This is a genomic window from Rubripirellula obstinata, from assembly GCF_001642955.1.
GTDB lineage: Bacteria > Planctomycetota > Planctomycetia > Pirellulales > Pirellulaceae > Rubripirellula > Rubripirellula obstinata.
In genome coordinates, this window is sequence record NZ_LWSK01000021.1 from 28,479 (window position 1) to 43,293 (window position 14,815).

Consider the following 14,815-nt stretch of genomic DNA (forward strand, 5'->3'; position numbering starts at 1 on the left):
AACTATCGCTGCGAGAACTGATGGCAGGATGCCATGCCCCCCGAAAGCCAACAAGGTTACCCTAGTTTCCCCTGTCTCGCAAGATTGCCCTAAGTGAACCCCGTTTTTGAGCGATGCTCGCAAATTGACTGCTATGCCCAATCGCCGCCCCAAGGTCGATATCAAGGTTTGTTCCTCTGATCAAATTCAATCATTTGTTGCGGTTCCTTTGCCGGTGGAGTTGGGGCGGCAAAACAAGGACGATAACGGTTGGATGGCATTGCAGAATCTGGGCGATCGACACCGGATTGCCGTTGCACCGAGGTCGGAAACCAATCTGTCACGCGAAGCTCTGCGAATTTGTACGGAACATGGCAACATTATCGTTGCCAACATGCAGGGGAGGTCGATCTATCGGATCGGGGACGAAACTTTCCCCCCAAACCAATCCGTAACGGTGACGCATCCAGTCCAGATTCATCTGCTGGATCATGTGTCGATCGAAATCAGTCCTTCGACGGAAGATCGAAGCAGCATTGTCGGGGATATCGAACAAACCATTGGCACATCGGCGATCCCGTCGGTAGGCCTTGGGGCGGGCAAGCTCCGCGACCTTTTGCAACAAGATGCCGGGGAAGGTGCAGGTCAGGTCGCCGTAGGGATGGTCAGACGTGCTCTGGAAGTCATGCGAATGTCGGTCGGTTCGGATCAGTTCTTCCAAGCCGCAGCACGAAACACTGCGGCGATGATCGAGCTTGACCGGGCCGTTGTGCTTGTGATGGATCCGGGGGGAAACCTTTCAGTTAGGGCCGCGATTGAAATGTCTTCCGATTCTTCGGAAGGCTTAGACACCGCAAACCGAGACCCAAACTTTGACACGTATCCGGACGCGGACTCGAGTGAAGTCGTCGAGCCATTCGCCAGTATGCAAACGTCGGACATGGATCATTCCTATTCGAATCAGCTTGTCGACACGGTCTTGAAGACCCGAAAAAAAGCGATCTACGAACCTGCCAACATGATTCATACGATTGGTTCGTCACTCATGACGCTCGATCGCGCCGTGGCAGCACCAATGTTGGATGACGCTGGAGAGGTTCTGGGCGTGTTGTATGGCGATCGAAAGTTTACCGGCGCGCCGTCCGAGAAACCCATCTCTGAATTAGAAGCAACTCTGCTGGAAGTGATGGCCGGTGCCGTGGCGTCGGGTCTCGTTCGTCAGCGTGAAGAATCGGTACGCGCTGCGATGGCTCAGTTCTTTTCCCCCGAGGTGACCGAGCGGCTCAGCGCGAACGAAAACCTGCTGGTCGGTCGAGATGCCGAGGTGACTGTCATGTTCTGCGACATCCGAAGCTTCAGCCGCATCACCGAACGCGTCGGTCCCGAGAAGACCATCGAATGGATTAACGATGTTCTTTCTGAATTGTCTAAATGCGTCGTCGCGACCGACGGTGTCTTGGTCGACTACGTTGGTGATGAATTGATGGCGATGTGGGGAGCGCCAGGGGACCAACCCGATCACGCTGTCCGAGCCTGCATGTCGGCTTTGGAAATGATTGGAAAAACCGAGATGCTGCGACAACGATGGAACGAAATCACACCGGATGGGTTTGGTTTTGGCATCGGCATTAATACGGGCGTTGCACGGGTTGGAAACACCGGTTCAACGCTGAAATTCAAGTATGGGCCACTCGGAAACACAGTGAATCTGGCAAGCCGAATTCAAGGCATGACCAAAAAATTTGGTGTGCAGGTCTTGGTGGCTCAATCAACACGCGACGCCGTCAACGCTGCACCGAAGTCCGATTCGCAAACGGATCCCCTCTCATTCCGACGCTTGGCCGACGTTCAACCACTGGGTGTGAATGAAGTCGTTTCTGTTCACCAACTCGATGGCGGCAAATCCGATTGGGTTCAGCGATGCCGTGGATATGACGAAGCGCTGGCCGCTTACAACCGCCAGGATCTAGGGAATGCTGTTCAATTAGCCGGATCGATGATTCACCAATATCCAGAGGACGGTCCTATGGTTCGACTGCTTGGACGCATCATTGATGCCATGACTAGTGACACAGATTTTGATCCCGTCATTCGTTTCCAATCCAAATAGCAAGATGGAAAACCCACTCGATAACAATCCGAATTCGACTCGATTCAACCCCGAAGATCCGTCACAGGTTTCTGTTGATTCGATCCGGACCGAGACTTTCATCTTCGACGGCGATTCGATCGCCTCCTGCGGCGATACCACCGTACAAGCAGATGGTCATACTCGACGCATCGCAATTGATTCTCTAGCCAATCTACACGTCAAGGAAATCGAAGCGTTCGCAGCGACCAATGAGCTTTGCTTCGTCAAACGCAATTACGAAGCTGGTGAGTATCTGCTCCACCAGGGCGATCTCGCGGAAGGATTGTTCATCATCGATTCTGGGACGGTGCAAGTTGTCGATAAGGTGTCAGGCCATTTGATTGATCAACAAAGTGCGCCGGGAGTCTTTGGTGAGATCTCTATTCTTACCGGCCAACCTTGTTCCGCCGATGTGATCGCAGAGACCGACGTCACTGCCAGACTACTGAGCGCACAATCTTATGCGTCTTGCGAGACCGCAGGCCTGAATGTTGAACAGGTTTTGGGCGGGCTGGCTTCGACACGACTCGGGCATCACGTTCATGACGCTTTGCATGGAAAAACACTTCATGGTTATCGGATTGACCGTTGCATTTCGCGAGGCGGAATGGGCGTCGTCTACGAAGCCGAAGATCCCGATGGACGCCAGGTTGCCGTTAAGATGTTAATGCATCGTTTCATTGCGGATGAATCCATGCAGCGGCGGTTTGCCGATGAAGCGGCAATGTTGGAACGCTTGGATCACCCTAACATCAATCGCTTTTTGGATCACTTCCAAGAATATCGGACACACTTTTTAGTCCTGCAACTTTGTGACGGAACGGACCTAGGCAAATATGTCCAACAGAAAGGATGCCTGCCAAATGCAGAGATAAAGTCGATCATCAAGCAGGTCGCGGCAGGACTACTTGAAGCGCACGAAAAAGGAGTTTTGCATCGCGACCTGAAGCCCGCCAACTTGCTTATCAGCAGGCGAGGTGAAGTTCAAATCGCTGACTTTGGGCTAAGCCGACTTCGCGAACTGCAATCCGTCGAAAATACGATCGTAGGGACGCCAACTTACATGGCACCCGAACTTTTTCGCCGCATCGACTCCGGCATGCGTGGCGATTTTTATGCTCTGGGTTGCCTGATGTATCAACTGGTGACAGGACGACATCTGTTCCGCTGGCAAGTGCTTGGTGAGTTGATCAAGACCAAAAACGATTTCTGCCCCGAAACGGCGATCACGTCGGAGTCGATCGCCGAACTACGGGATGGTAATCCCGTTGATCCTGAGATCCTAAATTGGATCGTGACTGCCTTGCAGGCGGACCCTCAAAAACGCGAGATCGACCTGGCGAGAATAGCCTCACGCGATTGACTTTGTTTTGGCAAAATTCCATCGCCGGTATCCGATCGCGAGTGTTGCATTGGCTGCCAGACCAAATTATGGTCAAACGCAGACCAGTTCGGCAGCGGGGTGCAAAGCACCTCCTTGGTGCTGACGATCAGCCGCGTTTGGAAGATGTTTGCCGCGGCCTGAAATGTCCCGTTCACAGGCTATCCGATGTATCAATTAGTCCGCAATCGCCGTGTAAATGACTGTAAACAGCATCGTAAGGTGCCACCCCGCCGCAAGCTTCTGCTGGAGACTCTCGAAAGACGACGAGTGCTGGCCAGCTACTTCGTTAATCTCGCCGATGATATCGATGACATTTCCGGCGCAGTGTGCGTGCCCGATCAGGTAGCAGGCAACGACAATTGCACTCTGCGATTAGCCACCCAACTAGCCGCAGCCTCCGCCGAGTCTGACACGATCACGATTGCACCGGGCACGTATTTCGTTGACCCGATCAATGGCCCGTTCCAATTGGGCGAATCGTCAGACGGCGGAGACATCACGTTCATCGGAGAACCGACGATCCGAATCCCCGTCGTGATTGATGGACAGAACCAATCCGGTTTGTTCGATCTTGGGAATTTTGAATCAACGTTCACGTTCCAGGCGATGACGTTTCAAAACGGCTTGGCAAATGATTCCCATGGAGGTGGTGCGTTTCTATCGCTGACTCCGGTCAATCTTGTTCTTGAGGACGTCATCGTTCAGGACAATCGTGCTGAAGTTGACCCCATCAATGGAATTGGACCGCTCTCCGGTGGTGCGATCTCCGTTGACGGGAATGTCACGATTAGCGATTCAGCGTTTCTGCGAAACTCGGCGACCGGCAACGCAGGTGCCATTCGGCTTGTCAATCAAACCGGCAACCAGGGGACTTTGTCGATCACCAACACTCAATTCGTGAGTAATTCGGCTGGTTCGACGGCCGATGATGTCAGCCTTGGAGGAGCGATCTTTGTTGAAGCCGATACCTCGCCAACGGACCTCATTCTGGACAGTGTGAGCTTCGAGCTAAATACGTCAGGCGGATCCGGCGGAGCGGTCTATGCGATTGGAACGACGACCAGTATCACCGGAAGCAGCTTCAATGAGAACACCGCAACGGGAACTGATGGCGGTGCAGGTGCGGTCTATCTGATCGACAATGCACCGACCCCGCCTACCTTCTTGATCGGATCTAGCACATTCACCAACAACTCATCCATTGGCGGTGGCGGTGCTTTCGAATCGGTCGGTAACAATGGAACAATCTCCGACTCAACGTTCAGGTTTAACAGCGTCACCGGAACGAGTATCGACTTTCAAAATGGCGGCGGAGCAATAGTTTTGCTGCCAAGCGATACTACCCCAGCGGACCCGCCCAACACCGTCACAATTTCCAACTCAACGATCGACCAAAATACCGCAACAGCGGCGGGTGGGATCGCGATTGTCAATGTCGATGTCGGCATCTTTGATTCTGTCATCTCAGCAAACCAAGCGGTTAGATTTGGCATTCCCGTTGCCGGGACTTTGAATGGAGTCGCAGGTGGTATTGGAATTGCAGCAGACAACGGAGCAGATCTCTTTCTTCTCGACTCCCAAATCATTAACAATACTGCCTCGCTGGATGCAGGTGGCATCGGTGGACTCGATGTCGACATCACGATTGTCCGATCCACGATCGACGGAAACACCGCCGGGGACACCATGAACATCGGACGCGGCGGTGGCATTGGGCTGCAAGGGTCTAGCGACGTTCAAAACGATTTTACGTTGGAGATCGACAGCAGCACGATTAGTAACAATCAAGCAACCGGCGATGGCGGCGGCATTGCCATTGTTGGTCCAAGTTTCATCCTTGAAAACGCAACCATTAGTAGCAACCAAAGTACGCAGGGCAGCGGCGGGGGGATCGCGTATATCGGCCTCGGAAACCCTGAGCCGTTCATCGTACTCTCAACGATCGCGAACAATACCGCCTCTGGTATCGGGTCAAATATGATTGTCTCTGGGACAACGATCCAAGTTCAAGGGAGTATCTTCGCGGGAGGCTCGACGTTTCCAGCTCCCGGTTTTACGTTCACCTCGCTCGGCGAAAACATCGACTCAGGAACGTCGATGGGATTTACACAAGCAACTGATTTAATCGACACTGATCCGCTGCTCGGTCCTCTGCAAGATAATGGCGGACGAGTCTCTACACACGCACTACTGACGGGTAGTCCCGCAATCGATTCGTCATCGATCACGTCGGATCCCTTTGGCGGTTCATTCTTCGAAGATGCTCGGGGGATCACACGACCTCAAGACGGCGACGGCGACGGCATTGCACTCGCAGATCGCGGAGCTTTCGAGGCGGAGCAGGTAGCTGCAACCCTCACTCTGGGAGGCGAATTGTTCCTTGACACAGGTCCTGGGAGTTTATTTGGAAACGGGATTTTGGATGCGAGCGAATCTTTGTTTTTCCCAACTGTCACCGTTGAATTGTTTCGAGCGAATCAAAATCCTGGGTCGGATTCACCCCTTGCGACGGCATCGACCGACAATGGTAGCTATCGATTTGCGGGACTGGCTGCCGGCAATTATCGGGTCTTCATTCCTCTGTCCAACTTCGCCAGCGGAGGTCCGCTGTTCAACTTTGGCCCAACTGATGTTACTTCGCCCGATCCTAACAATGACGTTGATGGCGACGACAACTCTATTGCCCTTGGTGCCTCCTCCGGTAGTTTTTTTGGGGTTTCTACCGAAGGCTTCATCACACTCGCCCCGGGGACCGAACCAATCAATGATGCGGATACCGACCCAAACACCAACACGACACTCGACTTTGCATTTGTCCCGATCCCGTTTCCCGTCGATCTAGCAATCACAAAAAACTTGCAGGCGGGTGACTCCGTGAACGTTGGAGAAGCCTTTACTTATGAAATTACGGTAACCAACCTTGGTCCGGGAACGGCCGAGAATGTCTTTGTGACCGATATTCTTCCCGACTCCCTAAGCTTCATTTCACTGGACGCCGGTGGCTCTGCCATCACTTCCGATGTTAGCGGCCAAACGGTGACGTTTGATCTTGGGCAGGTACCCGTTGGATCATCGACGTTTCGGTTTGACGTCTTTGTTGATTCAGGAGCAACTGGATCGATCATAAGCACCGCGACGGTTTCAACCATTTCGACCGATCGTGATTCCGCCAACAATTCCGTTACGAATACGCTTAGTCTCGGTCCGGCCTTTGACATCGTTGTGACGAACACCGTCAATGTTGCCACCGCGTCGGCTGGCGATACCGTGATCTATTCGGTGAACTTAACGAATCAAGGTCCTGATGCTGCGACGAACGTTGTTCTTTCAAATGCTGTTCCCGCTGGCTTAACGTTTGTCAGTAGTTTTCTAAACGGGACGTCTGGCACACTTGATAACGGCATCGTTAGCTTTCCCGCTATCTCCTTGAGCAGTGGAGCTGCGAACGCTGCAACGGCAACGTTGACATTCACAGTGAATGCAGCCGCAAGCGGCGTGATCGCCAACACGGCGAGCGTCCCCGATCTCACCAGCGCCGGCGAAACGGACATCACCAATAACTCAGCAACCGTTGCAACGACGATTGATCCTATCACCGGTTCGATCGCCGGTACCGTCTACATTGATGCAAACAACAACGGTGTTCAAGACGCCGGAGAAGTTGGCATTGCTGGAGTCACCTTGCAGTTGACCGGAACCGATTCGCTGGGCAACGCAGTCGACCAGACGGTAACGACCAACTTGGCGGGCGACTACTTGTTCGCTCAACTGGCTGGCGGCGTCTACAGCCTTGCCGAAACTCAACCTGCCGGATTCAGTGACGGGCAAGAAGCCCTCGGTACCGGAGCGACAGCCAATGTTGGAAACGACATCTTTACGAACATCGTTTTGCCCCCGGCAGCAATGGCCACGGAGTTTGACTTCGGCGAACTGGATTCTGTCGCGATCCTTTCCGGGCATCTCTTCTGTGATTCCAATGCTAGTGGAGTTGAAGATAGCGGCGAAGCAATCTCCGGTGCGATCGTCTTTTTAGACACGAATGGAAATCGCGAATTCGACTCCGGCGAAGTGCATACAACAACCGATGGACTCGGTGATTATCAGTTCACGACTGTGCCGGGCGGCGAGATGATTGTGGTTGCTGAAATCCCCGAAACCTGCGTGGCGATCCCGAGTAATCCTGGCGTCGTGCGGACGTTGCTAGACGCTGGGAATGTCGCGACTTCGATCGCTGCCTATGACCGCGACTTCGATGGTGATTTAGATCTGTTGATTACGAGTGATCTGGATGGCTCACTGACGATATTCCAAAACACATTTGGCGATTTTACACTTGGTTCAACAGAAGTCCTCGGTCCTCGACTTCAGAAAATCTCTACCCGTGCAGGCTCGGAAGTTTCTTCTCCGACGATGGCGATTGTCGGCGTCGGGATGGGAGCCAACGAAGGAAATCTCCATCTGGGCAGCGACACCCTTGAAACTGTTTCGATTCCTGGTGGGCCGATTGACGTATTGATTGACAGTTTGACGAGTGATTTTTCTACAGAAATCGTCACTGCATCGTTTCGATCATCAACGCTTCACATCGTTTCGGCAAATGGATCGTTTGCACCGCGTGAAATCCAGACATCGACATCGCAATTGTTGTCGATTGCCAGCGGCGATATTGATGGTGATTCCGATATTGATTTGATTGCAACAGGTTCTGGTTACCGTCCGACGGACGTAACGATTGTTGGTGGAACCGAAGACAGCGAAATCAACATTCTGCTGAACGACGGAGAAGGGAACTTTGCCCAAGATTCGTCAGCGACTTCACTGCCGCGTGGCAAATATGTTGCTGTGGAAGCCGTCGATCTTGATTCCGATGGGAAGTCGGAAATTATTGCGGTTTCTCAGGAAGAGTTTGGCAGCACACTCTCGGTTTTCAGTTTTGAAAACAATGGATTTCAGACCGTCAGCCAGACTTCGATCGCGGCCGAGGTGACGGGAATCGCTGTTGGTGATTTGAATCGGGATTCGATTCCCGATGTTGTCGTGGTCAGCGAGTCGCAAGACTCTGTATTGTTCTTTGTCGGAGATTCAGACTTTGGTTTTCAATTGATCCAAACGGTTTTCGATGTACCGAGCCCGAGTGCGGTGACGATCGCCGATCTCGACGGCGATGGTCGCGGAGAGGTGGCGGTGACCAATCGCTTTCGACACGCCATCAGTTCCAGTGACACATCGCCATTATTACCGAGCACCGCTACGGTGCTTCGATTGCAAGTCGCGCAGCAAGAGGTATTGATTCAGCAGTCGCCTGTCACCGCCAATTTCGCCTTCCCCAGCGCAGAACTTCAGGCGAGATTCGATGTCAATTCAGACAACAGAATTTCGATGATGGATGCTCTGCAAGTCATCAACGACATTAGCCTCCCCTCTTCCACTTCGGTGCAAGAAGCTGAGGCGGAAGCGATTTCCAATGAGAAGGTCTGGAAGGCCACTGATGTAAATCTGGACGGATCGGCGACCGCCCTCGATGCACTCATCATCATCAATCACTTGCAAAGAGAGGCGTCCACTTTTGTTCCGGCGGAACCTAGCTTCAGAGCAATTGCAGTGGATGACGATGGTGAGAATCAAAGTCACATCAAAGCGACTGACGAAGTGATCGCTGCGGGCTTGTTCTAACGAATAGTTTCAATGGTCTTCTTCGTGATGGACGACTTGCGAGTGATGACGATGGCGTTCTTTTTCTTCTTGTCGCTCGAAAACTGATTTTACTCGCGAGACGATCTTTGGCTCACCGTCGGTGCGGTAAGCTCCTTCGCCACCTTGTTTGCGGCCATGGGTGTAGTTGAGCCACACGTTCGCTTTTCCAAAGAGTCCCCCATAATCGAGACCCCAGGTTCCTTCACCAAAGTCACGGGTCGCGTTACTCTTGCGGCCTCGACCACGATTGAAAACTGAGTGTCCCATCGATGGAACGCCTGCCCAGGCCGCTCCGCCGCCAACAAACCATGCGCTGTACTTTTTGTTGACGCCACAGGTAGCCCAGGGCGCGACCGCATGAGGATTGCCAGCTCGCTTACAGTCGTTCATTCGATAGCGAAGTGGCGGAGACTTTTGGCGATTGACGTCGCCCGGCATTTTGCGATGTGGTTTCTGGGGCCTGCCTGGGTCCATGTCTACACCGTGGCATGCTTCACCATCGCCTTCGCTACATGACTGACAATGGCCGCATCGAAACGTGGCTTCACTCGCGAAAGCGGGTACGGCTGCTGATATCACGGCAAACAAACAGCAGACTAGAACAAGATTGCGAACCATCGCAGCACCATTGGCATGGGGTAGGGATCTTCTATCCCCCCTCAATCGGATGCACTGGATCGCTACCACGAACAAAATCCGCACCACCGGACTGATCCGGATAACGCGGCAGGTTTTGCCAATCGGCAAACCTTGCCAAGCTTGAATTTGGTCGAACCACTACGTTCCAATCGGATTCCGATTGAACTTTTGGAAGGGAACGCGGACGCCGCCAATCTTGAATGAATCGACGCGAATCGATTGCATCGGATCAAAGCCAACTTGGCCCGCCGCCGTGACGACGTCGTCCTGGTCAACGCCGTCACCACTGACACCAAAGCCACCCGCTAGTCTGGTTCGACCATCGACGTAGATTGGCGTGCTACCCGGAAAGAAGACTACGCCGTTTTGATTCGCGAGTGGTTCGTGTTTGTCGGTGCCCGCAAGTTTCACGGAATCGTCCCCGGGATCACGAAAGTTTCTCATCACATTGAACGAATCGAACATCACCGTGCTGGCGTGATCACTCGATGCGTAAACATCGAACACAAGCGGGGATTCGTTGACGAGGTTCTCGGCAGTCGCAGGATTGATTCCAGGAAGCCGCAATCCGCTTTGTGGTGCCACGTTCGCAGGAGTTCCACTTCCCGTGGGAAAACGTGGTTCAACGAGAAATCGGAACGACCGGTTCGTCAATGCAGTCCCAAGCGGGTAACTGTCGCCACTACCTTCAAAATTTCCATCGCCGTCGAAGTCAACCCGGTCGGCATCTTGAAGATCTTCAGCATCCGCGTAGTAAGCAGTATTGCGAGCCTTGGCGACAGAAACATCGATCGAGAAGATTGTCGCATCAGGCATTCTGTAAAGTCCCAAAAGCTCGCCATTGGTGTCGGCGACTGCCAATACCATGCGAGTCTTGGCACCTGGTCGGAATCCGTTGTCGATATCAAGCCGGATCGCAGCTCGGGTGCGATTGGCTTCTGCGATTCCACCCCGAATGATCCGTTCGACCTGCTCGGCAGTGAGCCCGGATTCTGATGGCGAGTCTTTCGGCGCAACGAGCCATTCTTCAGGAACCGCTTGACCGGCAAGCAATGTTTCCTGATTAGCGTTTAACACTTGATTGTCACCAGAACTCACTCCGCGTCCGATCTGCGCCCCCACCTGAATCAGGCGATCGATTCCAGGAATGCGGTGAGACCGATCTGGCGTTGGGCCATAGATTTCAAGCGTGATGCCGACCAAATCGATACGTCCAGTCGGTAGCACAAAGTTGGGAAGCGACGGAAGTGAGCTGTTGAACTGCCTCAAGTCACGAACAAATGCCGAGGGCCCCATCATCCCACCACCTGCCGCAGCGATCAGCGCCGCAAACTCTGCTTCCAGGATCCGCGGCGCATTGGTGCGTTGCTTTTCACTTTGAACTCTCCCGCCATTCTCGCTTTGATGCTTGAAGCCTTGTTCATGGGTTGCGAATCCATCTTCACCAGGAAAGAAAACGCCGATTCCGCCCACCAAATTGATCTGTGAACTCAAGGGGCCGGTAACCGCGTTGCCAACAGCGTCCGTGACGGCTTTAAAAAGCGGAATTCCGCCAGGAAGTGTTGCGATTCCTCGCGGTGTACTGTTAGGTGCAAGCCCCGATTGCTCGCCGTAACTTTCTGGGAATGTCTTGAAGAATGCTTCTGCCGTTTCAGGAACGAACATCGGGTCAGCGTTGAATCGTGACGTCAATTCAAAATCGTCCGCTGTCCCTTTTTCCCCGTCCATTCCAGGATGCGTTCGACTATCACGGCTTTGGTGCTCGATCGCAAACAAGTCAACTTGTGGTGCAAATGCGATCTCGGGTGGGAAGTGCCCGCCAACGCCGATCGGCGCAACGAGTCCTGGTCCTCGATAGGAATCGTTGGCGTTTAAGGGTGAAGATTCCACTTCACGCTGAGTGATGGTGCTTTGGCTAATGAACCGAATCGTGCGACTGGTTAGCGGAGCTGCGTTGCTGCTGAAAAAGGCAGCCGTCCTTGCTTTGGCGACCGCACCGTCGATTGCGAATGAAAGTATTTCTTTGTCATAGCTTCCATTGGCATCGCGAGGAATCGTCACGCCGTCCTCGACACGGACGCCGACGATTCGGCCGGCCCGATCAACGACCGCGATGATCGCATCGTCACTCCTGGTGGCTTGGGAAGCCCGGTCCAATAGCGTTTCAACGTCGCTTGTCGCCAATAGGTTCTGAACGCCGAGTTCTTCGGCTTGATTGAGCACAGCGTTAAACTGCCCACCCACGTCCGGGGCCTTCACGCTGGTAAACACATCAGCAATCGGCTCGGCACCTTCGGCCGAACGAGCGATGTGGTTGACAATCATCAACGCGTCGATCGCTGAAACAACGCTGTCATTGTTGACATCAAGTTTCATCTGTTCAGCTTCCGGGGCCTCAACGCTTTCACGACCTACGCCTGAATCACCCTGCTGACGACTCAGATGGTTAATGACGGCGAGCGCATCAACGGCGCTGACAACTCCGTCTGAATTCGTATCAACGGGCAGAATGGCATTGTGAAGGGAGGCTGCCAGCAACTGCCGCCGCTCGAGGCTCTGCAGGGCCAAGAATCGCCGCTTGGTTCTCATGAAAAACGCTTTGTTCAGGTCATACGGGTAGGACTCGAAACGAAGCCCACCTAGCCCCCCTAGTCTACTTACAGGTCACCCCATATTGAAGGCTCCTCTCAAAAGGGGCCAAGGCAAGCCAAAATTCCTGAAAAACCCTGATAATCCCATTAACCGGCATAAACTAGCCAGTCATCGCAGCCGATACCAAAGGGGGGTGCGGCCTAGCTGCCGTGCCTTCCTATGCAAACGACTTTCATCGCAAGCTGATCGCTGCAATTGCTCGCCCTAACAAAAAACTTTATCCGATACACCATCCCCTGGTTCGTCGCCGTAGCGATGAGCGTGATGGTGGCGTGTGCAGATGAACCGAATCTGAGCGACCTGTTAAATGACAAACCCAAGCTTCGCGATTTCCTTGCGTTGCCCCTAGGCAGTGAAACTAGCGGTCACTTAGGCGAGCCGACAAACTCACCACAAACTGCTGGCCTAGACGAATACCTAAACCGTTTAGAAGACGCCTCTGAATCTGACACAGACGAAGAGAACAACTTCTATGAGCGGTTCGCGGATGAAGCGGACGAAACCAATGATTCCGAGTTGATGCCTTCGATACGCCCGCCAGTACTGCGGGATTCATCGGAAGCTGCCGAAGAGCTTCCCGAAGCGGATCTATCTCGCCGCGATGATACGGTCGATTTGTTCAGGTTGTTTGGTGGAACGCCCTACGGGTTTTCTGGTCCAAGTGGAATTCTGCCTACGGATTACCAAACGAGCAATCACTTCGTTCCGGTCGATGACCGTTGGCGGTTGGGTCAACAGGACTCCGACCGTTACGGTAAAGCCCATCCAATCATGGATGACTATCCCGGCGTGAAAGGAGCATGGTGGGATCCGTATAACCAAAATGTGCTCAAAGGCGACTATCCGATTTTCGGCCAGCACACGTTTATGAAGTTGACCTACAAGAATTTAACGCTTTTGGAGGGTCGTCAACTTCCCACACCAACAACGCCTTTTGAAGCAACGCAAAATCCAGGAGCGGCTGCGTTCTTCGGTAACCCCAACCAGTTTCTGTTTGCATCGTACAACTCTTTTGCACTGGATTTATTTCATGGCAACACATCGTTCAAACCGAACGATTGGCGTGTTCGCCTGAACTTGGTCCAGAACGTGAACTATCTGCGAGCGAACGAACTAGCGGTTGTAAATCCTGATGTGCGTGAAGGTCTAACGCGAACCCGCACTGATTTTACGCTGGAAGAATGGTTCTTTGAGTCAAAGCTTTCTGATCTCAGTCCGTATTACGACTTCGTGTCGGCGCGGGTTGGCAGCCAACCGTTTGTGAGTGACTTTCGCGGCTTCATTTTCTCTGATATCAATCGCGGTGCCCGACTATTCGGTACTCGCAACGCGAACCGCGATCAGTTCAACCTGATCTTCTTTGATCAAACCGAGAAAGAGACAAACTCGCTGCTGAATCGCTTCAATGAAGATCGTCATCAAAACACATTCATTGCTAATTACTATCGCCAAGACTTTTTGTTTCCAGGCTATAACGTCAATCTTTCGTTTCACGCCAACCGAGACGAAGCGAGTACGGAATTCAACCGCAACGACTTTCTGGTCAGACCGGACCCCGTCGGTGTTTTCCAGCCTCACGATGTTCGGTCCTACTACTTTGGCGCGGCGAGCAATGGACACATCGAACGGATCAATGTCAGCAGCGCTTTCTATTACGTGCTTGGTCGTGACGATTTGAACCCGATCGCAGGTCGCGAAGTGGACATCAGCGCGTACCTAGCCGCACTGGAACTCTCTTACGATCGCGATTGGGTCCGATTTCGATCCTCCTACATGTACAACTCGGGCGACTCAGATCCCAATGACGAGAAGGCTACCGGTTTCGACGCCATTACTCCGAACCCGAACTTCGCCGGTAATGAGTTCAGTTATTGGGGGCGTCAGAACCCACGGCTCTTTGGTGTCGAATTGACAAATCGGCTGAGCCTTAATCCCAGCCTTCGCAGTGACAAGTTTCAAGGGCAAACCAACTTCGTAAATCCTGGTCTGCACCTGTTTAACCTTGGAATCGATGGTGACATCACACCGAGACTCAAATCGATCAACAACGTCAATTTCCTCTGGTTTGACCAAACTGCCCCGTTGGAAACCTATTTGTTTACTGGCGAAGTCAATAAATTCATCGGCACCGACATTAGTACTGGTATGGAGTACCGTCCTCTGTTAAACAATAATGTACTGCTGCTGGGTGGGCTTTCAACTCTCATCGGAGGCGATGGTTTTCGCGATCTCTTCCAGAGGATCGATGGCAAGCTCGAAGATCCCGTGGCAGGTTTTGTGGAGTTGGTTTTGGAATACTAGCAATTGCGCATCTTGGCGGCTTTGATTGAAAAGTT

6 protein-coding genes are annotated in these 14,815 nt (G+C 52.9%); 4 read left to right on the forward strand and 2 right to left on the reverse strand.

Going from position 1 to position 14,815, the window contains the following annotated elements; genetic code table 11:
- Positions 1-133: 133 nt before the first annotated feature.
- The 3 genes from RC85_RS08230 (at position 134) to RC85_RS08240 (ending at position 9,167) form a co-directional block, all read left to right on the forward strand.
- Complete coding sequence (locus RC85_RS08230) at positions 134-2,089, forward strand: adenylate/guanylate cyclase domain-containing protein (RefSeq protein ID WP_068260997.1); 1,956 nt, start codon at positions 134-136, stop codon at positions 2,087-2,089.
- 4 nt (positions 2,090-2,093) lie between these two features.
- Complete coding sequence (locus RC85_RS08235) at positions 2,094-3,473, forward strand: protein kinase domain-containing protein (protein WP_068260998.1); 1,380 nt, start codon at positions 2,094-2,096, stop codon at positions 3,471-3,473.
- Between the two features lie 288 nt (positions 3,474-3,761).
- Complete coding sequence (locus RC85_RS08240; protein WP_068261001.1) at positions 3,762-9,167, forward strand: SdrD B-like domain-containing protein; 5,406 nt, start codon at positions 3,762-3,764, stop codon at positions 9,165-9,167.
- Positions 9,168-9,176: 9 nt separating this feature from the next.
- Here the strand turns inward: RC85_RS08240 and RC85_RS08245 are convergent, their stop codons facing one another.
- On the reverse strand, positions 9,177-9,578 hold the full coding sequence (locus RC85_RS08245) for a hypothetical protein (RefSeq protein ID WP_157593901.1): 402 nt from the start codon (positions 9,576-9,578) through the stop codon (positions 9,177-9,179).
- A gap of 387 nt (positions 9,579-9,965) precedes the next feature.
- Positions 9,966-12,416 carry a dockerin type I domain-containing protein gene (locus RC85_RS08250; protein WP_068261006.1) on the reverse strand — a complete coding sequence of 817 codons (2,451 nt, stop codon included), beginning with the start codon at positions 12,414-12,416 and terminating at the stop codon, positions 9,966-9,968.
- Positions 12,417-12,674: 258 nt separating this feature from the next.
- Between RC85_RS08250 and RC85_RS08255 the strand changes: the two genes are divergently transcribed.
- Positions 12,675-14,780 carry a hypothetical protein gene (locus RC85_RS08255; RefSeq protein WP_235033417.1) on the forward strand — a complete coding sequence of 702 codons (2,106 nt, stop codon included), beginning with the start codon at positions 12,675-12,677 and terminating at the stop codon, positions 14,778-14,780.
- Positions 14,781-14,815: the final 35 nt, after the last annotated feature.